Here is a 21,306-nt window from a genome sequence, read left to right as displayed (position 1 = left end):
GGCGTTCTCTCCTCGCTTCGGCTGTTACTGCTAAACCCCTTCAAGGGGTAACGGTTACTGCATGCTCCCGTATAAGAGGTAACGTCGCAACCATGAATGACAGGCCGCCCGCACCGGGAGGGCTCGCCCTGATCGAGGCCCTGGTGAACACGCTCGACATCGAGACGGGCGCCGACACCCTCGATACGGCGGACGGCCGCGCCGCCTTCGGTCTCACCGAAGGGGACACCCCGGCGGCCCGCGAACTCCGCGAGGCGCTGCGCACGGTGTGCCTCGTCCACGCGGGCCACCGCCCGCCGGGCCGCTCGACGGCCGATCTCGACCGGCTGCTCGCCGACGCCCCGCTACGGGTCACGGTCGACGCCCGGGGCGCGGCCGCGCTCCGCCCCGCCGGCGACCCGGACGCGCTGACGTCCCGTATCGCCGCGGCCATCGCGGCCGCTGCCGCCGACGGCACCTGGTCACGTCTCAAGGCGTGCGAGGCGGAAGACTGCCAGTGGGCGTACTACGACCGCAGCCCGGCCTGCCGGAGCCGCTGGTGCTCGATGTCGGTCTGCGGCGCCCGCGCCAAAATGCGCACCTACCGCGCCCGCCGCACGACCGCGGAGTAGCGGCGGGCAGGGGTCGTCAGGCCCGCGGGCGCCCCATCGCGCGGTACGTCCAGCCCGCCGCGCGCCACAGCTCCGGGTCCAGCGCGTTGCGGCCGTCCAGGATCAGCCGGCGGGACACCGCCTCGCCCAGGACCGCCGGGTCCAGCTCGCGGAACTCGCTCCACTCCGTCAGGTGCAGGACGACGTCCGCGCCGCGCACCGCCGCCACCGCGGAGTCCGCGTAACCCAGGGTCGGGAAGAGCCGCTTGGCGTTCTCCATGCCCTTGGGGTCGTACACCGTCACCTGGCCGCCCTGGAGATGGATCTGCCCGGCGACATTGAGCGCGGGGGAGTCCCGTACGTCGTCGGAGTCCGGCTTGAAGGTCGCGCCCAGCACCGCGACCCGCTTCCCGAGGAAGGACGAGTCACCGCCCACGGCCTCGCGGGCCAGCTCGACCATGTGGCCGCGGCGCCGCATATTGATCGAGTCGACCTCGCGCAGGAACGTCAGTGCCTGGTCCGCGCCCAGTTCGCCGGCGCGCGCCATGAACGCCCGGATGTCCTTCGGCAGACAGCCCCCGCCGAAGCCGATCCCCGCGCGCAGGAACTTCTTGCCGATCCGCTCGTCGTGCCCCAACGCCTCGGCCAGTTTGGCGACATCGCCGCCTGCCGCCTCGCAGACCTCCGCCATCGCGTTGATGAACGAGATCTTCGTGGCCAGGAAGGAATTCGCGGACGTCTTCACCAGCTCGGCGGTCGGGAAGTCCGTGACCACGAACGGCGAGCCCTCGCCGACCGGCGTCGCGTACACCTCGCGCAGCACCCGCTCGGCGTGCTCGCTGCGTACGCCCACCACGATCCGGTCCGGGTGCAGCGTGTCCTGTACGGCGAAGCCCTCGCGCAGGAACTCCGGGTTCCAGGCGAGCTCCACCTCGCCGCCCGCCGGGGCCAGTTCGACGATGCGGGCCGCGAGCCGCTCCGCGCTGCCCACCGGCACCGTGGACTTGCCGACGACCAGCGCGGGCCTGGCCAGATGCTTGGCGAGGCTCTCGACCGCGGAGTCGACGTACGACATGTCGCAGGCGTACTCGCCGTGCTTCTGCGGGGTGTTCACGCAGACGAAGTGCACATCGCCGAACTCCGCGATCTCCGCCCAGTCCATGGTGAACCGCAGCCGCCCGCTCGACCCCTCGATCCCGGCGACATGCTTGCGCAGCAGTTCTTCCAGGCCGGGTTCGTACATCGGGACGCGGCCCGCGGACAGCATCTCGATCTTCTCCGGGACCACATCCAGACCGAGGACCTCGAAGCCCAGCTCCGCCATGGCCGCGGCATGCGTGGCGCCGAGGTAGCCGGTGCCGATCACGGTGATCTTGAGGGCCATGAGGTGCTCCAGAGAGATGCGGGCGGGTGCGGGCCCGAGCATAGCCGCGCGTCACGGGGGCTCCGCAGGGGCACATCTCCCTGTGTCCGGCCGCTGTCGGCAAACTCACCTATGCCTGCGGCGGCTCTGCCCCCTAAAATTGTGTTACTTAACGGTAGTTAGCATCTTGGGGAGTGAAAGACCGTGGCCGGATCGGCTGATTTCGACCTGTACCGCCCGTCCGAAGAGCACGACATGCTCCGCGAGACCGTGCGAGCGCTCGCCGAGGCGAAGATCGCACCATTCGCCGCCGCGGTGGACGAAGAGGCCCGCTTCCCGCAGGAGGCCATGGACGCGCTGGTCGCCTCCGACCTGCACGCCGTCCATGTCCCCGAGGAGTACGGCGGCGCCGGGGCCGACGCCCTCGCCACCGTGATCGTCATCGAAGAGGTCGCGCGGGTCTGCGCCTCCTCCTCCCTGATCCCGGCCGTGAACAAGCTCGGCTCGCTGCCCGTGATCCTCGCCGGCTCCGAGGACCTGAAGAAGGCGTACCTCGGCCCGCTGGCCAAGGGCGACGCGATGTTCTCGTACTGCCTCTCCGAGCCGGACGCCGGCTCGGACGCGGGCGGTATGAAGACCAAGGCGGTACGGGACGGCGACCACTACGTCCTCAACGGCGTGAAGCGCTGGATCACCAACGCCGGCGTCTCCGACTACTACACGGTGATGGCCGTCACCGATCCCGACAAGCGCACCAAGGGCATCTCGGCGTTCGTCGTCGAGAAGGGCGACGAGGGCGTCTCCTTCGGAGCCCCGGAGAAGAAGCTCGGCATCAAGGGCTCCCCGACGCGTGAGGTCTACCTCGACAACGTCCGCATCCCCGCCGGCCGGCTGATCGGCGCGGAGGGCACCGGCTTCGCCACGGCGATGAAGACCCTGGACCACACCCGCATCACGATCGCGGCCCAGGCGCTCGGCATCGCGCAGGGCGCGCTCGACTACGCCAAGGGCTATGTCCAGGAGCGCAAGCAGTTCGGCAAGCCGATCGCGGACTTCCAGGGCGTGCAGTTCATGCTGGCCGACATGGCGATGAAGCTGGAGGCCGCCCGCCAGCTCACCTACGCGGCGGCCGCCAGGTCGGAGCGCGTCTCCGCGGGCAGCGCCAAGGAGGACCTGACCTTCTTCGGCGCCGCGGCGAAGTGCTTCGCCTCCGACGCCGCCATGGACATCACCACGGACGCGGTCCAGCTGCTCGGCGGCTACGGCTACACCCGCGACTACCCGGTGGAGCGCATGATGCGCGACGCCAAGATCACCCAGATCTACGAAGGCACGAACCAGGTCCAGCGCATAGTGATGGCCCGAAACCTTCCCTAAGCGACACCATGGCCCCCGGCACTGGGCGTATTCCAGCGATCGTCGCAACACGCTGTGTGTTGCGACGATCGTGGGCCGTGTGTCGTGAGCCTGGTCCCCAACTGGCTATGCCCACGAGACTTAATCCCTGCGTCCTAGTTCCGCTGACGGATGTGGCGTAAAGGATCAAGCCATAGCCTCGTTCCATGACGTCAGTTGATTCTCGTCCCAGCGGTCCCCGCAGCCCGGAGCAGCGCAAGCGCGAGGCGCTGGAACGGCTCGCCCGGGACGACGATGTGTGGGTCGCCACCGCCGACGACACCGGCGAGCCGTGCCTCGTTCCACTTGCCTTCTGGTGGGATGGCGAGGCTGTATGGCTCTCCACCCGCGACACCAACCCGACTGGGCACAACCTGGCTGCCTCGGGGAGGGTCCGCCTCTCCTTCGGCCACACCAGGGACGTGGTCCTGGTCCACGGCATCGCACGCATGCTGACCCGAGAGGAACTTCCGGCCGAGGTGGGCGACGCCTTTGCCGCGAAAGGCGGCTGGGATCCGCGGGAGGACCACCCCTCATATGTCTGGTTCCGGGTCGTTCCGGAATTCCTGCAGGCATGGGGGACGGTTCCCGAAATGCCCGGGCGAACGCTGATGCGCGCAGGAAAGTGGCTGGTCTGAGCCCCCCAGAGCGGGCCCAAGTCGCGAGCCCGTGCGGAGGTTGATGCCGACGATCCGGGCCGCTTCCCGGGTGCTGTAACCCTGCTCCATGAGCTGGGTCAGCCGACTTCGACCCGCTCGGCGGGGTCGTCCAGCCAGACCCACTGGCCATTGCCATCCACCGACAGCCCGAAGCGGGACCGTTCCGGCTTCCCCAGGTCGTGCCACGACAGGAACGCGTTGCGTACCTCGTCCCACAGTGAGCGCGGGCCGTACTGCTCCACCTCGTACGTCTCTGCGTCAGGGACGTACTCCACGGTCGCCCACGACGTGCCGTCGTCAGAGAAGAACCACAAGGTGGCCTCCCCGCTGTCGTCGTCCGCGTCGCACCACCGGAACCACGCATCGGTGACGCTCAGGCCGATGAAGAACGCCTGATCGTCCTGGATGACGTTCTGGGGCGCGATGTCCGTCGTCCCCTTCTCCCCTTCCTCCGCGTGGTACAGGTCCGAGATGCGCCCGGCCCCGCCCCGATGGGTGCGGTCCCACATGAAGGCCGGACAGCCGGAGAACGTGCCCCGCGCTTTCCCGTCCACCACATCCAGCGTGGCGAACGAACCGCTGAAGAAGCTGCTGCCCCACGGGGTGACGATCCGCCCGTTCGGGCACTGCTCCAACCACGCTTGCGGCACGTCCCGCATGGTGCAGGTGCAGATGATCCGCTCGTACGGTGCGCCCCGACGGTGGCCGTCGCGGCCGTTGCCGAGAATCGTCGTCGGGTGGAACCCCGCCCGTTTCAGGTTCTCGTTGGCCAGGGTCAGTACCGTCTCGTCCAGTTCCACGCTGGTCACGTTGGCCTCGCCCAGGCGGTGGGAGAGCCATGCGGCGTTGTAACCGGTGCCGGTGCCGATCTCCAGAACCCGATGCCCGTCCCGCACATCCAGCAGGGCGAGCATTTCGAGCATGATCGACGGCATGGACGAGGACGACGTATGCAGCCGGAAGGCGTCGCCCGCCGTGGGCTTCCCGTCGTTGACTTGGGTCACGACCGGACCGTCCGCGTAGACGATCCGCAACCACTCTTCCGGGTCCTCGGCGAAGTCACCGCCCACGATCACCTCGGGGATGAACAGGGCCCGGTCCACTGACGCCACGGCGTCCTGCCATTCGAGCGGCAGCGCGCCCTTTCCGAGCAGGCTTTGAAGGAGCTGCTGCGGTGTCGTCATCCGGCCTCACTTCTTCTTCGGCGGGGGCTCGTACGGTCGGGTCGGGCCCGGCGGCTTGTCCCGGTGGCCGTCACTGCTGGAGGTGTCCGGCTTGCCGGAGTGGCTTCCGCCCTTCTTACCCATCTCGGACTCGCTTCCTGTTGATCGCGGGATACGACGTGACGGGTCATCAGAAGTGGCGGCACATCTTGGTTCTCACCGCCACACGGTCGCCGACCAGACGTGCACCACCGGCGAGCTGCAATCTTCTTGGGGCTTCGTCGTCCGTCATGACAACGACGCTACGAACTAACGAAGTTGCTGGTCCAGGTTGTTGCAGGTTGTTGCAGAGCAATTAGTCGAGGGCGTCGATCGCCCTGCTGATCAGGGTCCGGGCTCGGGGGCCGTACACGGCCATCTCGGCCAGCCGAGCGAAAGCCTTCTGGTACACCTCCACCTCCGTCGGCGTCGTCACGGTGACCTTCGCGGCCAGCAACTCGACGTGGACCCGCCTGTCATCGAACATCGTGAACGTCTCAGGACCCCACATGACGCGGGGCGTGGATCGCGGGATGACGCCGAGCGAGACGGCCGGATAGGACATCGCGGTCAGCAGGTACCCAAGCTGGTCGGCCATCACGGCGTCGTCGCCGATGCGGTGGGTGAGAACGTCCTCCTCGATGAGCATGACCATGCGGTGAAGGCCGTCACGGATGATGTGCGACCGGTCCACGCGGGCCGCGGCGGCCTCGCCGACATCGTTCGGGAGGCTGCGGAAATCCGCGATGAGTGACAGGAGCGCGTGGGCGTAGCCCTGGGTCTGGAGAAGACCTGGCATGACCCGGGCGCAGTACACGCGGAAGAGTTGCGTGCGCTCGTACAGCGGGACGTTCGCTTGTTGGAGCCTGCGCAAGCCGGTGCGCTGCATTCGTCGCCACTCGACGTACATCGAGTCTGCGGAGCGCGAGGAGGCGATGAGGTCAGCCGCTTGCTCCCCGGCGTCGCAGGCCGCGCACCAGGCTCGGATGTCGGCATCTGAAGGGGCCGTCCTGGCGGCCTCGATGCGCGAGGTCTTCGCCTTGTTCCAGTCGCACCGATCTGCCAGCCCTTGCATCGTCAGGTCGGCGTCCAGGCGTAGTTCCTTGAGCCGTCCGGCCACGGACTCGCGGGCGGCCTGGGCACGGGAGAAGGGAGACGAAGGCATGAGCTGACTGATGGGGGACGATCAGACCTGGTATTCCTCGTGGGGGATGCCACGCTCCCACGCGGTTTCGAACGATGCGGCGAACAATTTCAGGATGTCTGACTCCGAGGTGAATTCGTCCGTGACGAGTGAACCGTCCCCGGCGAAGTGGTGCACCCTCGCCAGCCGGTCATCGAAGAGCCAGTAATCGTTGCAGGGGAGCACGAGGTCTGAAGCGAGACGCCGGGGCACCCATCGGACCTGCTCGCCGGCGGCGAGGTTGGCCCGGGTCATGTAGTGCTCCCAACGAATGTATTCGGATACCGGCTCGCTGACGATTCTGATCCGGCGGATGGATACGCCGCGCGCAACCGCCTCGGTGATCTGGTCGTGGAACCCTCGCCACCATGACGACCGGTCGTCCCAGTCGATCCGGTCGCCGCGTCGCCATGCTGCGAACCGCTCGTTGTCGCCGTAGTCGTCGCGCATTTCCAGGTGGACCGCCGAGCCGTCCGTGTCCCGGATGCACTCAGCGAAGCTCGGCTGCTGAGCGTTCTGCGGCATCGCACGCCTTCCTGATCTGCGCCACCATCCGAGCCGGAATCCGAATGACGGCTTCGGTGCCGGGGATCGGGCCGACCTCCAGACACTTCTTCTCTGTCACGTCGTCCGCCTTCCACCCCTGAAAGACGAGGTCAGCGTTCTCGTCGTCCACCCACACGGTCGGGCAGTGGTCCTCGTCCGTGTCGGGGTCCTTGCCGAAGAACAGTAGAGACATAGCTACCTCTCCCGCGTCGAGCATGTTGCGACTTGTTGCACGACCCTCGCGCCCAGCAGTCGGGGCCGTCAAGAAGGCCGGCGTGGGCCTGGGAGCCTGAGAAGCCCACGGGTACGGCCTGACCGGGGTGGAGTTCCCGACGATCATGGGGAATCCTGGGGAGACTCCTTCAACAGGGGGTATCCGTGCAGGTCAGGCGGGCACCCGTTGGGGTGCCCGCCTGATGTCTCCGCCCGGGCGCTTGGTCAGCGGGTGTCGGAGACCGTGACCTTTTCGTCGTTGTTGAGCTGGTTCACCAGCTCCTTGACCTTCGCCTTGTCCCAGACGAGGTTGCCGCCCACGCTGCCCGAGATCGGCATGTTCATGGACTTGCCGTCGCCGCCCGTGACGCCCTTCATCGCGAAGAACATCTGGCCCAGGGACCACAGGGACATGTCCTTGTCCACGATCAGGGTGTCCAGGCCCGCGCCCATGGTCGGGTAGAGCTTGAAGGGGTTGAGGATCGTGCCGGGGGTGGCCGTCTGGGAGGCCAGGGCCGCGAGGAACTTCTGCTGGTTCTTCGTACGGTCCAGGTCGCTGTTGGCGAAGGCGTACCGGGTGCGTACGAAGGCGAGGGACTCCTCGCCGTTCAGGGTCTGCTTGCCTGCCTGGAAGTCGGCGCCGGAGTTCTTGTCCTTGAACGCCTTCGGGATGTCGATCTCCACCCCGCCGATCGCGTCCACGATATTGGCGAAGCCGGCGAAGCCGATCTCGACGTAGTGGTCGATGTGCAGCCCGGTGTTGTACTCGACGGTACGGACGAGCAGCTCGGGGCCGTCCTCCGCGTAGGCCGCGTTGAGCTTCGTCTGGCGGCCCGTGTTCGGGAAGAGCTTGCCGGACTGCGAGCCGCGGAACGAGGGGATCGTCACATTGGAGTCGCGCGGCAGGGATATCAGCGTCGGGCCGTTGGAGCCGTCATGCAGGATCATCATCGAGTCGGTGCGCTTGCCGTCGGCCGAGCCCGTGTGGAGCTTCTTCTTCTCCTCGGCGGACATGCCCTCGCGGCTGTCGGAGCCCACGATCAGGTAGTTCGTGCCGTCGCCCGTCTTCGGGCGCTCGATGACCTTGGAGAGGTCCACCTCGCGCTGAAGCTTGCCGTCCGCCCAGAAGTACGTGCCTATGGACACCCCGAGGATCACGACGACCAGCGTCAGGGCGCCGAGCTTGATACGGCGGCGCCAGTCGGGGGCGTACCGGGGGCCGGGGGCGCCGCCCGGCGGGGGCGGGGGGCCGCCGTTGTGGCCGCCGCCGCCGGGCGGGCCGCCGTAGACCTGGCCCGTGTTGTAGCCGCTGTCGTACCCGGGCTCGTAGCCCTGGTCGTATCCCCGCGACTGCTGAGGGACGCCGCGCGGCTGCACATGCGGCATCACGCGCGCGCCCTCGGGCTGCGAGCCCGCGCTGCCACGCCCGTAGTGGTCGCCGCTCTCGCCGCGGCCGCCGTTCCGCCCATCGGGCCAGTCATTCATACGAACCAGTGTGCAGGGCTCGCCGGTGCGCCATACAGGGCAGGTGGGAAATCGGGTCGGGCCTGTTGCCAACCTGATGCAATGCGGACCGTGCCGGACCCTCGCACAAGCGTGCCGGACCCGCGCATAAGGTGGACGGCATGACAGACCAGGCCCACCGTCCGGAGACCGAGATTCCGGGCAAGCCCACCTCCGCGTCCAGGACCACGCTCAGCCACATCATGACCGGCAGTGACACCAACCTTCTCGGTACGGTGCACGGCGGCGTGATCATGAAGTTGGTCGACGACGCGGCCGGGGCCGTCGCGGGCCGGCACTCCGGTGGGCCCGCGGTCACCGCCTCCATGGACGAGATGGTCTTCCTGGAGCCGGTGCGCGTCGGCGACCTGGTGCATGTGAAGGCGCAGGTGAACTGGACGGGCCGGTCCTCGATGGAGGTCGGCGTACGAGTGCTGGCCGAGCGCTGGAACGAGTCCACCCCGGCGACGCAGGTCGGCAGCGCGTATCTGGTCTTCGCGGCCGTCGACGCGGACGGCAAGCCGCGCGCCGTCCCGCCGGTCGTCCCGGAGACGGAACGGGACCGGCGGCGCTACCAGGAGGCGCAGATCCGGCGTACGCACCGGCTCGCCCGGCGGCGCGCGATCAAGGAGCTACGGGAGAAGCGCGCGGCCGACGGCATCGACGACTAGGCCGGCCGCCCCCGCTCAGGGACAGACGACCTGGTCGCCGGTCACCGTGGCGAACGGGCCCTTTGGGGCCTCCTCGGCCCGTACCGGCGTCACCGCCCGGTAGTCCGTCCCCGCCACCACCTTGAGCGTCGGGCCCTGCTGCTCCACCGGGCGCAGCTCGCTGCCGGGCAGCGCGGCCGCCAGGGACTTCGCCGAGCGGTCCCAGCGCGGGTCGTACATCACGACCGTGCGCCGCACATCGCCCCCGTCGGAGTTGAGAGGCGCGCGGGTCGTCACGAAGCCGGTGCCGCGCAGCGCGTCGTCGACCCGCTTGCCGAGCCCGTCCGTACGCGTCCCGTTGAAGACCTGCACCCGGATCTGCTGCGGCTTCACCTCGACCAGTGTGGCCTTCTTCCGCGTCTCCGGCTCCGGGCCCCGCGCGTTCTGCGGCTGCTGCGGTGGCCGGGCGCCGGCCGGCCGCTCCGGTGTCAGCGGCTTGTCCTCGCGCAGCGCCTGGAAGAGCTTCTTCGACTTCACCGGATCCCACCTCACCGTGGCGCCGATCCCGTCGACCTGTTTGCCGTCACCGGAGACCGGCACCGACGTGAACTCCGACGAGGAGGGGGAGAAGCCGCGCATCGCCTCGTTCATGGCGAGCATCTGCTCCGTACCGAAGCCCGCGTCGGCCCGGACCGACTTGAGCATGGTCGAGGTGACGTCCCTGACCTTCACCGGGTTCAGCAGGACTCCGCTGCTGGTGGCCCGGCTGATCAGGGCGGCCAGGAAGCGCTGCTGGCGCTGCATCCTGCCGAGGTCGGCGCCGCCGTCGAGATGCCGGGACCGTACGTACTGGAGCGCCTGGCCGCCGTTCAGCTGGTGGGTGCCGGCCGTCAGATCGAGGCCGGTGTACGAGTCCCGCAGCACCCGGGGCGTACAGATCTCCACCCCGCCCAGCGCGTCCACCGTCTTCATGAAGCTGGCGAAGTCGACCTCCAGATAGTGGCTGATCTTCACGCCGGTCATCTGCTCCACGGTCCTGACCGTCAGGTTCGGCCCGCCCTCCGCGTACGCCGCGTTGAGCTTCACCGGGTGGGGCTTGTGGTGTTCGCCCGTGGTTCCGTCGGTGTGTTCGGGAAGCTCGGCGTAGCTGTCGCGCGGCACGCTCACGACGCTGGCACGGTCCCCGTCCTCCGAGAGATGGACGAGCATGATCGTGTCGGTGCAGTGGCAGGGCGCGCCACCGAGCCGGTACTTCTGCCGCTCGTCATCCGTGATCTTGTCGCGGCCGTCCGTGCCGACGAGCAGGAAGTTCAGGCCGTGGCCCGCGCCTGGCCGGTTCTTCATGTCCTTGAACGCGTCGACCCGGCCGATCCCCGTGTTGAGGCTGGTCACCACCGCGTGGCCGATCCCGCCCGCCCCCAGGACGAGTACGGAGAAGGTCGTCGCCATCCGCATCCCCCAGCGCGGCCGGCTGTTCCCCGCCGCCCGGCGTCCGGCGCGCTTCCCGGTACGGGCGGCCGGCCGGCGAGGCGGGGAGGAGAGGGGGGAGGAGCCGGAGGGACGGGCATAGCGGGAGGGGCGGGAGGGGCGGCGGGCTGAGCGGGGCGGCGTGGGCACGGGGAACACCTCCACGGTGGCAGGGGGATCGTAGGAGCAGTAGGCCCATACGATCAGTGACACCGGTCGGCAACCGGGCGGCGCGCGTCGCTGTCCCCCGTTCGCGGTAACGTGGCGGTCAAACCGCCATCTCCCGAAGGCCGGCCATGGTCCGTGTGAAGCCCTGGCCGAGGCCGGTCCCCGGGCCCCGAAGGACCCCGAAGGACCACATGCCTGCCCTGCCGCCCGCGGTCTCCGTGATCATGCCGGTGCTCAATGAGGAACGCCATCTGAGGAACTCCGTCCGGCACATCCTGGAGCAGGAGTACGAGGGCGAGATGGAGGTGGTGATCGCGCTCGGGCCTTCGACGGACCGTACGGACGAGATCGCCGCGGAGCTGGTACGGGAGACCGCGTCCGACAGCCGCGCCCGCGTCCACACCGTCCCCAACCCGACCGGCCGCACCCCGGCCGCGCTGAACGCCGCGATCAAGGCGTCCAAGCACCCCATCGTGGTGCGGGTCGACGGCCACGGCATGCTCTCGCCGAACTACATCGCGACCGCCGTCGGACTCCTGGAGGAGACCGGCGCGCAGAACGTCGGCGGCGTCATGCACGCCGAGGGCGAGAACGACTGGGAGAACGCGGTCGCCGCCGCCATGACCTCGAAGATCGGCGTCGGCAACGCGGCCTTCCACACCGGAGGCCAGGCCGGGCCCGCCGAAACCGTGTATCTGGGTGTCTTCCGGCGTGAGGCGCTGGAACAGCAGGGCGGTTACAACGAGGAGTTCATCCGCGCCCAGGACTGGGAGCTGAACTTCCGTATCCGCGAGGCGGGCGGCGCGATCTGGTTCTCCCCCGAGCTGCGCGTCCAGTACCGGCCGCGGCCCTCGGTCAGGGCGCTCGCCAAGCAGTACAAGGACTACGGCCGCTGGCGTCATGTCGTCGCCCGCTACCACTCCGGCTCGATCAACCTGCGCTACCTCGCGCCGCCGACGGCCGTCTGCGCCATAGCCGCGGGCATCGTCGTCGGCGCGGTGCTCACACCCTGGGGCTTCCTCGTCCCCGCGGGCTATCTCGCGGCGATTGCCGCGGGGTCGGTCCCGGCGGGCAAGGGCCTGCCGCTCACGGCGCGGCTCCAGATCCCGGTGGCGCTGGCCACGATGCACATGTCGTGGGGGTACGGCTTCCTGACGAGTCCGCGCTCGCTCGCGAAGAAGGTCATCGCGAGCCGCCGCCCCGCGGCGGCGCCGGTCGAGGCGTAGGGGTCACGCACAGCGGGAGCGCCGTCCGGTGATTCACCGGACGGCGCTCCCGTCTTTCTGCACGGCGTTTTTAGCGTAAGGAAACCGGACTCAGAAGCGGTACGGCGCGTACACGGGCATGCAGTCCTTCTCCGCCCCGTTGAGGGCGTCCGCCGTGTCCGGGATGGAGCCTGCCTCGGGCGCGGCTTCCTGCGGGTACGACGGGCCGGTGCGCCAGTCCGCGCCCACGACCAGCGTGACCCCCGAGACGTCCGTCGACAGCTTGACCGAACTCAGCGGAATCCCGAGAGCCTTGGCCACGCCCTGCGCGTCCCCCTCCAGATCCGCGCTGGGGAAGCTGACCGTGGTCTTCTCCTGCGGACTGGGCAGGGAGTCGGCCTTGGCCAGCGCGTAGCCCTTGCCGTTGAGCTGCTCGGCGATGTCAGCGGCGCGGCGCTGCACCGGGCTCTGCTCGCCACCGGTGCCGTTGCGCACGATCACCCCGGTCTCGGCGGGCGCCGCGGCCGGGTCCTTGGAGACGCGCTCGGCCGGCTTCTTCTTGCCGGTGGACTTGTCGCCGTTCGAATCGAAGGCCACATCGTCGCGGAGCATCGCCCACAGCTTGTCGGCGTCCGCCTCCTGGGCGACCAGATGGTTCTGGTCCTGCGGGTCCTGCACCGTCGGCATCGTCGTCATGGTGATGCGGTTCGTCGGCACGTCCTTCAGCTGCATGGCCAGGTCGAACAGCTTCTTGACCGTACCGACCTCCTTGGAGACCTCCAGCGACTTGGTCGCGGCCTCCGCCAGATCGGTCAGCCGCCCGGTGTCGGTGAACGCACTCTGCGACTTGAGCTCGCGGATCATCGAGTTCATGTACATGTGCTGGGCCTTGGCCCGGCCGAGGTCGCTTCCGAACGCGTGCCGGGTGCGCAGCCACTGGAGCGCCTGCTTGCCCTTGATCTGGTGGGTGCCCTTGGTCAGCTTCAGACCGGAGCCACCGGGGGCGAGGGGCGTTCCCCGGTCCCAGATGTTGTCCTCCACACACACGTCGACGCCGCCGATCGCGTCGGCCATCCGCACCACACCGGAGAAGTCGATCGTCATCCAGTGGTCGATGTAGACCCCGGTCAGGCTCTCCCAGGTGCTCAGGGTGCAGCCGGGGCCGCCGCGCCCCAGCGTTTTGTTGATGATCGCGTTGGTCTTCTGGTAGACCTCGCCGGTCTTGGCGTCCTTGCACTCCGGGATGTCGACCCGGGTGTCACGGGGGATGCTCACGACCGAGGCGTTCTTCCGGTCGGCGGAGACGTGGAGCAGCATCTGCACATCCGCGAGCGGCTTGTTGCCCACGGTGTCCTTGCTGCCGCCGAGCTTGACGTTCTCCGGCTTGTTACGGCTGTCGGAGCCGATCAGCAGAATGTTCAGCGGGGTCTGGCCGGCCGCGTTGGCCTGGGGCTTGTCGAGGCCGCCGGCGCCGTTGCTGCGCTCGCCGCTGCGGATATTGCTGTTGAGATGGCGGTAGTACAGATAACCGGCGCCGGCCGTTCCGAGTATCAGCAGGGACAGCACGGCGGCGGCCCAGCGGAGTATTCGCCCGGCGCCGCGCCTGCCGCGCCGCCGGCCGGCGGCGCCGCGGCGCCCACTCCTGCCGTGACCGTCCTCGCCGCCCGCGTCCCGGTCGTCGCCCGAGCTCTCCGGCCGCGCTCCCTCACCCTCGTACAGGCTGTCGTCCCAGCCCAGCTCCCGGGCCTGTGGGGCGCGTTGCCGCGTCCCCTCCCGTCTCACACCGCTCTGACCCACCAGACCCCCCTCGTCAGGCCGTCCGTATGAGCCGGCGCTCCGGCGTCACTTGGCGCAGACCTGCTTGTCCGCTTCCACCTTCTGCACACCCTCCGGCGCCTTCGCCGGTCCGGTGATGGGCACTCCCGCGCCCTTGAAGTCCGCCCCGAGGGTCAGCGACATGGCCTGAAGCCCCTCGGCGTCCTCCGTACCCTGCTTCATCGCTTCCGCGGGCAGGCCCATCATGGCCGCGAGGGCGCGCGCCTGATCGGCCTGGTTCGGCGCGTATGCCAAGGTCGTCTTGGCCACGTCCGCCGGGGCATTGCCCTTGTTGGTGGACTTCGGCACGCCCTCGTCGTTCTGCAGCCAGGCCAGGGTCTCCTGCGCGGAGCCCTGCGGACCGCCGCCGTTGTACACGTCGACCCGTACATCGGCCGGGTCTGCCTTGGGGCCCTTGAGGAGCGCCGCCTGCTCGCTCTTGGCGGCCGCCTCCTTCTGCTTCACCTCGGTGAGCGAGGTGTCGCTCCGCATCATCGCGAACAACGGCTTGGCCTTGGCCTCGTTGAGCAGCACGGTCGCGCCGTCCGTGTTGTCGACCACCGGCACGGTCGCGAAGGTGATGTTCTTCGGGTCCACCTTGGCGAGCTCCGTAGCGAGGTCGCGGAGCTTCTCTATGGTCCCGATCTGGGAGTCGACCGTGAGCGCGTTGGTCGCGGCCTCCGCCAGCTTCCAGAGCTTGCTGGGGCTGGTGAGGGTGTCGCTCGACTTCATCTTCCGGATCATCGAGCTGAGGAACTGCTGCTGGATCTCGATCCGGCTCAGGTCACCGCCGAAGCCCACCGAGTGCCGGGTACGGACGAACGCCAGCGCCTGTTCGCCCTCGACGGTGTGGATGCCCTTGGAGAGCTTGAGGTGCGAGTCCTTGTCATCTATGTCCTTGGCGAGACAGACCTCGACCCCGCCGACCGCCGTGGACATCGTCTTGACCGCGTTGAAGTCGGCCATCATGAAGTGGTCGACCGTGAGGCCGGTGAGCTCCTTGACCGTACGCATGGTGCAGCCCGGGTCGCGCTCGGACTGGCCGAGGCTCTCGTTGAACCGCGTCTCCTGTGTCCCCGGGATGACCTTGTCGCCCTCCGGCGTCTTGGTCTCGCAGTCGGGGATGTCGGTGATCAGGTCGCGCGGGATGGACAGCGCCGTCGCGTTCGTACGGTCCTTGGAGACATGGAACAGGAACGTCGTGTCGGCATGGCCGACGCTGTTCTTGTCGCCGTAGCCCTCGTTGCCGGAGCCGGTCCGCTTGTCCGTGCCGATCACCAATATGTTGACGGCCTGGTCCTTCTTGAAGCCGCCGCTGCCCGCGCCCTGGACGTCGATCGTGGCGATGTTGCCGTTGAAGTGGTCATAGACGAGATACCCGCCGACGGAGGCGCCGACGAGTACGAACGCCGACACACCGCCGGTCCACAGCAGCGCCTTCTTCTTGCCCGACTTCTTCGGCTTGCGCTTGCGGCGGCCCGCGGCGGCGGGCGGCGCCTCGGCCGCGCCCTTCCCGGCCCGGCGGCTGCCCCGCTGCACCGGTACGTCGGTGCCCGGCGCCCCGGCGGCGGCGCCGCGGCGGGGGCCGGATCCCGACCGTGATCCGCTTTCCGCTCCCGTTTCGCCGGAAGGTCGCGGGGAACCCTTTTGCGGAGCGCTGTTTCGCGGCGTATCCGCTCTTTGGGCGTCACTTCTCGGAGCGCCTCTTCCGGCGCCTGCGCCACGCGGGCGGGGGGAGGGCGGCTGCCCTGCGGAGTGGTCCAGTCGCAGTTCGTAATTACCGGTCTGCGGGTTGAGGACCCACTGGTCGGCGGGGTCGATTTCGTCCGCCTTACGGCTATGCGCATCCACGGTTGCCTGAATCCTCCGTCGGGTGCCACGCGAGGCGCCTTCCCCCGAAGGCGCTCGGTCTTTCGATCCAGCAGTGCGCGACCTCGCGGCCGGACGCACCGGATCGCGTCACACTATCCGCCCAGTTCAGCGTCTAGCGACGCGCGTGACACATTCCACGTTCCTTACAAGCGGGCAATCCGCCCAATCTTCATAGACTGCCGGGTTCTCTTTGGGTATTGCTTTACTCGCACATGCCCGCCGCGGCATTCGAGCCCGTGAATGTGGGGGTCGGGCTGGGGCCCTTCTGGTCCGAATCGCCCGACTTCTCTTCGGTCGAAGAGCTGTCGTCCCCGGCCTTGTCGCCAGAACTTTTCCCGGAGTCCGCGCTCTTTTCGGACTTACCGGACGGCGAGACCGTGACGGGATCATCTTCGCTCAGCCTCTTGAAGAGGTTCTTCGCCGCGGGCTGCACGAGTTCATCGCGATTCGGGTCCGCGGTGTACGGCTGCCGGGGCACAGTGAGGAATTGCACCTTTTCTATCGGTACGCTCCGCATGGAACGCGCCAGATCGTAAAGATCTTTGAGGGAGCTCAGCCCCGGGTCGGTGGTGAGGGACTTCGTCGCCGCGTCCAGCACCGGATACAGCCGGGTCGGGTTGAGCAGCACCCCGTCGCTCTGCACCTTCTTGAACAGGGCGCCGAGGAAACGTTGCTGCCGGTCCATGCGCTGGGTGTCGCTGCCGTCACCGATGCCGTGGCGGGCGCGTACGAACCCGAGGGCCTGCTCCCCGTTGAGATTCGTGCGTCCCGCGGGCAGCTCGAGATGCGCCTGCTCGTCGTCGACCGGCTCCTTGAGGCAGACCTCGACGCCGTCCACCGCGTTCACCATGTCCTTGAACCCACTGAAGTCGATCACCATGTGGTGGTCGACCCGGATCCCGGTGAGCTTCTCGATCGTACGGATCGTGCAGGCGGCGCCGCCGAACTCGAAGGCCCAGTTGAACTGCGCGAACTGTGCCCCGCTGCGGGTGCCGTCCGACTTGAGGCAGCTGGGGATGTCCACCATCAGGTCACGCGGGATGGAGATGGCCGTCGCGCTCTGCCGGTCGGCCGCGAGATGCAGCAGGATCGTGGTGTCGGAGCGCTGCGATCCGCCGTCGTCGCGGCCGTACTTGCCGTTGTCGCCGGAGCGGCTGTCGGAGCCGAGCAGCAGGATGTTCTTCGCGTCGAGCGCGATGGGGGTGGGGCGTTCCTTCTCGTACGTCCGCAGCTCGGCGGCGGCGGTGGTGTCGGTGGTGATGTTGCCGTCGAGCTTCTTGTAGAACCACCAGCCGGCTCCGGCGGCGGCGAGCACGACGACGGAGGTGCCGAGGGCGGTCCACCGCAGCCAGCGGCGCTTGTGGTGGGGGCGCGGGGCGGCGCCATCGGCGGCGGCGTCCGCGTGGGCCGTGACCGGGGCGGCGGCCTCCGGGCCGTCGGCCGCTGTTGTCCCGGGCGGGTCGGCTGTCTCCTCGGACTCGGCTGCGGTCGTTTCGGGCGGGTCCGGTATCTCCTCGGACCCGGCTGCTGTTGTCTCGGGCGGGTCCGGTATCTCCTCGGATCCGGGTGTTGTCTCCCCGGATCCGTTCCGCTCGGCATCCGGCTTCGCCGGTTCGTCCGCGGGCTCGTCCGAGCCCGCGGACGTGGCGTCCGCCGCACCGTCGTCGTCAGCCCCGGGCGCGTCGGCCGGCCGCTCGTTCTCGGACGGGTTGTCCTGCTCGGCCGGCGTGCCAGCACTGTCGGTCACGTCTGCGTCCATCCTTCAAGGCGTCGGCGGCGCACTGGGCCGCCGGTTGCTGGGGTAGACGGACGAACCCCGTGCTTGGTTGTGCTCCGGACGGCACCTATCGCCGATCATGCAGGCGGTTGTCGTCCGGCCCCGCGAGCCCTGCCCGCCGTGCGCCGGACACCTGCGTCTCGGCGGATGGTCGTGTTGCCTGCCAGGCGCTCGTCAAACCGCGGTGTGGGTCACGCGTTCGCTCTCGGCACGCTTGGTGAGCCCTTCCGGCGACAGCTGCGCGAGGTTGCGGCAGAGCACTACGGACCCGCCCGCCACGAGCGGCGCGAACAGTCCGGCCGAGAGCCCCTCCCAGCTGTCGTACGCCAGACCGGACAGCAGCCGGGAGCCGGGCGCGAGGCCGCGCTCCCCGGCGTCCGCGCGGGCCCGTTCGACAAGCTGGGCCGAGGTCAGTTCCGTACCGCCGACGCTGAGCGCGGGTGCGTCCGGGTCCACCGGGGCGTACGGGGCGAAGCGGTCGCCCTGGCCCGGCACCTCGACCGCGTAATCGGCGAAGCCCTGCGGGGGCTGCGGAAAGCGGCCGCCGAGCGGCCGCAGCGCGAGCGCCACCCGCTCGCCGCCGCAGGCGCGCGCCGCGTCCAGCGTGTCGGGGCCGCTGACCACGAGATCGGCGTCGGCCGGGTCGCCGCCGATCTCGACCGTCACGCCGACCGAGGAGCAGGCGAGCAGCCACACCGCGCTCTGCCAGTGCGCGGGCAGCAGCAGCGCGAGCCGGTCGCCCGGCGCCGCGGCCAGATCGCCCTGGAGCAGATTCGCGGTCTTGGACACCCAATTGGCGAAGGTGGCCACGGACAATTCGACGCGCTCGCCGGTGGCATCGTCGTAGAAGGTGACCAAAGGGCGGGCCGGGTCCGCGGTGAGAGCGGATCGCAGCAGGTCGGCGGGGGTGCGGTCGCTGGCGTTCATCCGGGAAAGGGTACGCGGCGGGTCCGCGCGGCCGCCGCCGTACCGGTGACGGGGTACACCGGTTGGACCGGCGGGCCGTCAGCCGTCCCACGGGCGGCGGCGGCCTGGCGCCCACAGGATCGGCACATGCGTGCCTCCCTTGCACCCTCGATCGGCGTCGCGTGCACCGCCGCCCTGGTCCTTCCGCTGGCGCTGCCGTCGGGCGTGGCCGCCGCCGCACAGGCGTCGCCTCCGCAGGCCGTGTCCCGGCACGCGGAGCCGCGGCCGGGCGCCCCACGCGACGGGGCGGCCGTGCCCGGCTCCACCCAGTCGATTCCGCTGACCGGCGGCGGCGCGGACCGGACGGGCGGTGTCACCACGGAACAGGGGTCGGCCCAGCGTGCTGTCAGACCCTTCTCGCTGCTCGGTGCCGTGTGGGACGACGCCGCCGCCGAGCTCGGCGGAACGGTCCAGGTCCGCACCCGCGCGACCGGTACGCACAGCTGGTCCGGCTGGCGGGATCTGGAGACGCGCCCTCAGGAGCACGGCGCCGACCTCGGCAGCGAGGAGCGCGGCTCGGTGACCGTGCGCGGCGCCACAGCCCCACTCTGGGTCGGCGACTCGGACGGCGTCGCGATCCGGGTACGGGGCACCGGCGAGGCGGCCACGGCCGGGCGCTCCCGCGCGCCACTGCCCCAGGGGCTTCCCCAGGGGCTGCGCCTGGATCTGGTGGATCCGGGGCAGGGACCGGCGGGCGGAGGCGATGACGACCCTCCCGTCCCGCTGACCCTGGAGGAGACCGCCAGCTGGGCGGTGAACGCGGACCTTGTGAAGATGGGCGCCACCGAGATCCCGGCCCTGTCGAAGAAGGAGACGGAGGCCGGTCTCACCGGCTCCGCGAAGCCGTACATCGGAGGGCGCCCGCGCATCGTCACGCGCAAGGGCTGGGGGGCGGACGAGACGCTCCGCGAGACGGAGTTCGGCTACACCGCGACCGTCCGGGCGGCCTTCGTCCACCACAGCGCGACGGGAAACAACTACAGCTGCGAGGAGGCGCCCTCCGTCCTGCGCGGTATCTACCGCTACCACGTAGAGAGCAGTGGCTGGCGCGACCTCGGCTACAACTTCGCCATCGACACGTGCGGAAACATCTACGAGGGAAGGGCCGGTGGCGTGGCCGAGCCCGTCATGGGCGCCCACACGCTCGGTTTCAACGTGAACAGCGTGGGCATCGCCGTCCTCGGAACGTACAGCAGCACGGATCCGCCGGCGGCCGTCACGACCGCCATCGCCAAGCTCACCGCGTGGAAGCTCGGGCTCCACGGAATCGACCCGCGCGGGAAGGTCGCGCTGACGTCCGGGGGGAGCAACAAGTACCAGAAGGGCACGGAGGTCCGGCTCAACGCCATCTCGGGGCATCGGGACGGATTCGCCACCGACTGCCCAGGAAGCCGCCTCTACGAGAAGCTCGGCCCCATCCGGACGTCCTCGGCCACCTACCAGGGCCGCTGATCGGCAGCATGACTAGGGGAATGTACGGCTCGCAGGGCGTATGACCGGGGAGGTACCGAAAAGGCTGCATAGACTGGCCGGTCGCACGTACGGATGTACGGATGTCCGTCAGGTGTACGGCTGTTCGTCAGATGTACGGAAGCGCCGGCCCCAGCAGGAAGCAGAGACGACACGGTGACAGAAGCGATCCTCCTGGTCGGCGGCAAGGGCACCAGGCTGCGGCCTCTCACGGTGCACACTCCGAAACCGATGATGCCGGCGGCCGGCGTCCCGTTTCTCACCCATCAGCTGGCCCGCGCCCGTGCGGCGGGCGTCGAGCACGTCATCCTCGCGACGTCGTATCTCGCCGAGGTCTTCGAGCCGCACTTCGGTGACGGCTCGTCACTCGGGCTGAGTCTGGAGTACGTCACCGAGCGGGAGCCGCTCGGGACGGGCGGTGCCATCCGCAATGTCGCCTCCCTGCTGCGCTCCGGGCCCGACGAACCGGTGCTGATCTTCAACGGCGACATCCTCACCGGCCTCGACATACGGGCGCTCGTCGGGACGCACGCCTCGTCCGGGGCGGATGTCTCGCTGCATCTGACGCGGGTCGAGGATCCACGGGCCTTCGGCCTTGTCCCGACGGACGAGAGCGGGCGGGTGACGGCGTTCCTGGAGAAGCCGCAGACGCCGGAGGAGATCGTCACGGACCAGATCAACGCGGGGGCGTATGTGTTCCGCCGTTCGGTGATCGACTCCATTCCGGTGGGGCGCCCCGTCTCGGTGGAGCGGGAGACCTTCCCGGATCTGCTGGCCGCCGGCGCGCATCTGCAGGGCATGGTCGACTCCACATACTGGCTGGACCTGGGCACGCCTCAGGCGTTCGTCCGCGGCTCGGCGGACCTGGTGCTGGGCCGCGCCCCGTCCCCGGCGATACCGGGCCGCTGCGGCGAGCGGCTGGTCCTGCCGACGGCGTCCGTGGCGCCCGACGCCAAGCTCACGGGCGGCACGGTGGTGGGCGCGGGCGCGGTGATCGGCGGGGGAGCCCGGATCGCGGGTAGCACGGTGCTGGACGGCGCGGTCGTGGAACCGGGCGCGATGATCACGGACTCGCTGATCGGCGCGGGTGCGCGGGTGGGTGCGCGTGCGGTCCTGTCGGGGGCGGTGATCGGCGACGGCGCGGTGGTGGGAGCGGACAACGAACTGCGGGAGGGCATCCGCGTCTGGTGCGACGCGACGCTCCCGCCGGGATCGGTGAGGTTCTCGTCGGACGAGTAGCGGACACGCTCTCGCTTCCCAGG

General features: G+C 69.3%; 18 protein-coding genes. 7 read left to right on the top strand and 11 right to left on the bottom strand.

Annotation, left to right across the window (positions count from 1 at the left end):
- Positions 1 to 92: 92 nt before the first annotated feature.
- The gene (locus tag ACFVWW_RS16295; protein WP_386879425.1) at positions 93 to 611 is read left to right on the top strand and encodes a CGNR zinc finger domain-containing protein; all 519 of its coding nucleotides are present in this window, start codon (positions 93 to 95) and stop codon (positions 609 to 611) included.
- A gap of 16 nt (positions 612 to 627) precedes the next feature.
- On the opposite strand, the gene ACFVWW_RS16290 is transcribed toward ACFVWW_RS16295, so the two are convergent.
- A complete protein-coding gene (locus ACFVWW_RS16290) occupies positions 628 to 1,974 on the bottom strand; it encodes a UDP-glucose dehydrogenase family protein (RefSeq protein WP_384187443.1) in 1,347 nt (448 codons plus the stop codon).
- 183 nt (positions 1,975 to 2,157) lie between these two features.
- On the opposite strand from ACFVWW_RS16290, the gene ACFVWW_RS16285 reads away from it, so the two are divergent.
- Both ACFVWW_RS16285 and ACFVWW_RS16280 read left to right on the top strand, forming a co-directional pair.
- Positions 2,158 to 3,330, top strand: a complete 1,173-nt coding sequence (locus tag ACFVWW_RS16285; RefSeq protein WP_386879424.1) for an acyl-CoA dehydrogenase family protein — start codon at positions 2,158 to 2,160, stop codon at positions 3,328 to 3,330.
- Between the two features lie 185 nt (positions 3,331 to 3,515).
- Positions 3,516 to 3,986, top strand: a complete 471-nt coding sequence (locus tag ACFVWW_RS16280) for a pyridoxamine 5'-phosphate oxidase family protein (RefSeq protein WP_384336538.1) — start codon at positions 3,516 to 3,518, stop codon at positions 3,984 to 3,986.
- 98 nt (positions 3,987 to 4,084) lie between these two features.
- Here ACFVWW_RS16280 and ACFVWW_RS16275 read toward each other — a convergent pair whose 3' ends face one another.
- From ACFVWW_RS16275 to ACFVWW_RS16255, 5 genes are all read right to left on the bottom strand, one after another.
- Positions 4,085 to 5,191 carry a methyltransferase domain-containing protein gene (locus ACFVWW_RS16275; RefSeq protein ID WP_386879423.1) on the bottom strand — a complete coding sequence of 369 codons (1,107 nt, stop codon included), beginning with the start codon at positions 5,189 to 5,191 and terminating at the stop codon, positions 4,085 to 4,087.
- Between the two features lie 334 nt (positions 5,192 to 5,525).
- On the bottom strand, positions 5,526 to 6,374 hold the full coding sequence (locus ACFVWW_RS16270) for a helix-turn-helix domain-containing protein (RefSeq protein ID WP_386879422.1): 849 nt from the start codon (positions 6,372 to 6,374) through the stop codon (positions 5,526 to 5,528).
- A gap of 21 nt (positions 6,375 to 6,395) precedes the next feature.
- A complete protein-coding gene (locus tag ACFVWW_RS16265; protein ID WP_386879421.1) occupies positions 6,396 to 6,917 on the bottom strand; it encodes a DUF6879 family protein in 522 nt (173 codons plus the stop codon).
- The gene (locus ACFVWW_RS16260) at positions 6,883 to 7,155 is read right to left on the bottom strand and encodes a hypothetical protein (RefSeq protein ID WP_384187458.1); all 273 of its coding nucleotides are present in this window, start codon (positions 7,153 to 7,155) and stop codon (positions 6,883 to 6,885) included. The genes ACFVWW_RS16265 and ACFVWW_RS16260 overlap by 35 nt, the downstream gene beginning before the upstream one ends.
- Before the next feature lie 221 nt (positions 7,156 to 7,376).
- Positions 7,377 to 8,636, bottom strand: a complete 1,260-nt coding sequence (locus ACFVWW_RS16255; RefSeq protein WP_386879420.1) for an LCP family protein — start codon at positions 8,634 to 8,636, stop codon at positions 7,377 to 7,379.
- A gap of 140 nt (positions 8,637 to 8,776) precedes the next feature.
- Here ACFVWW_RS16255 and ACFVWW_RS16250 point away from each other — a divergent pair, with 140 nt between their 5' ends.
- Entirely contained in the window at positions 8,777 to 9,325 is a 549-nt protein-coding gene (locus tag ACFVWW_RS16250) for an acyl-CoA thioesterase (RefSeq protein WP_384187463.1), read from the top strand.
- Between the two features lie 15 nt (positions 9,326 to 9,340).
- Here the strand turns inward: ACFVWW_RS16250 and ACFVWW_RS16245 are convergent, their stop codons facing one another.
- Positions 9,341 to 10,759 carry an LCP family protein gene (locus ACFVWW_RS16245; RefSeq protein WP_384187488.1) on the bottom strand — a complete coding sequence of 473 codons (1,419 nt, stop codon included), beginning with the start codon at positions 10,757 to 10,759 and terminating at the stop codon, positions 9,341 to 9,343.
- A 371-nt stretch (positions 10,760 to 11,130) separates the two neighbouring features.
- Between ACFVWW_RS16245 and ACFVWW_RS16240 the strand changes: the two genes are divergently transcribed.
- A complete protein-coding gene (locus ACFVWW_RS16240; RefSeq protein ID WP_384187465.1) occupies positions 11,131 to 12,165 on the top strand; it encodes a glycosyltransferase family 2 protein in 1,035 nt (344 codons plus the stop codon).
- Positions 12,166 to 12,255: 90 nt separating this feature from the next.
- Here the strand turns inward: ACFVWW_RS16240 and ACFVWW_RS16235 are convergent, their stop codons facing one another.
- The 4 genes from ACFVWW_RS16235 to ACFVWW_RS16220 all read right to left on the bottom strand — a co-directional run bounded on the left by ACFVWW_RS16235 (position 12,256) and on the right by ACFVWW_RS16220 (position 18,535).
- Entirely contained in the window at positions 12,256 to 13,941 is a 1,686-nt protein-coding gene (locus ACFVWW_RS16235; RefSeq protein WP_386879419.1) for an LCP family protein, read from the bottom strand.
- A gap of 45 nt (positions 13,942 to 13,986) precedes the next feature.
- Positions 13,987 to 15,810 (bottom strand): LCP family protein, encoded by a 1,824-nt coding sequence (locus ACFVWW_RS16230; protein WP_386879418.1) that lies wholly within the window; start codon positions 15,808 to 15,810, stop codon positions 13,987 to 13,989.
- A 223-nt stretch (positions 15,811 to 16,033) separates the two neighbouring features.
- A complete protein-coding gene (locus ACFVWW_RS16225) occupies positions 16,034 to 17,578 on the bottom strand; it encodes an LCP family protein (RefSeq protein WP_386879417.1) in 1,545 nt (514 codons plus the stop codon).
- A 204-nt stretch (positions 17,579 to 17,782) separates the two neighbouring features.
- Entirely contained in the window at positions 17,783 to 18,535 is a 753-nt protein-coding gene (locus ACFVWW_RS16220) for a TIGR03089 family protein (protein ID WP_384191994.1), read from the bottom strand.
- A gap of 126 nt (positions 18,536 to 18,661) precedes the next feature.
- On the opposite strand from ACFVWW_RS16220, the gene ACFVWW_RS16215 reads away from it, so the two are divergent.
- On the top strand, positions 18,662 to 20,026 hold the full coding sequence (locus ACFVWW_RS16215) for a peptidoglycan recognition protein (RefSeq protein WP_386879416.1): 1,365 nt from the start codon (positions 18,662 to 18,664) through the stop codon (positions 20,024 to 20,026).
- Between the two features lie 174 nt (positions 20,027 to 20,200).
- Positions 20,201 to 21,283, top strand: a complete 1,083-nt coding sequence (locus ACFVWW_RS16210; RefSeq protein ID WP_386879415.1) for a sugar phosphate nucleotidyltransferase — start codon at positions 20,201 to 20,203, stop codon at positions 21,281 to 21,283.
- Positions 21,284 to 21,306 lie beyond the last annotated feature (23 nt).

This window comes from Streptomyces sp. NPDC058198 (assembly GCF_042882605.1).
Lineage (GTDB): Bacteria > Actinomycetota > Actinomycetes > Streptomycetales > Streptomycetaceae > Streptomyces.
This window is presented reverse-complemented; position numbering and strand designations above follow the sequence as displayed.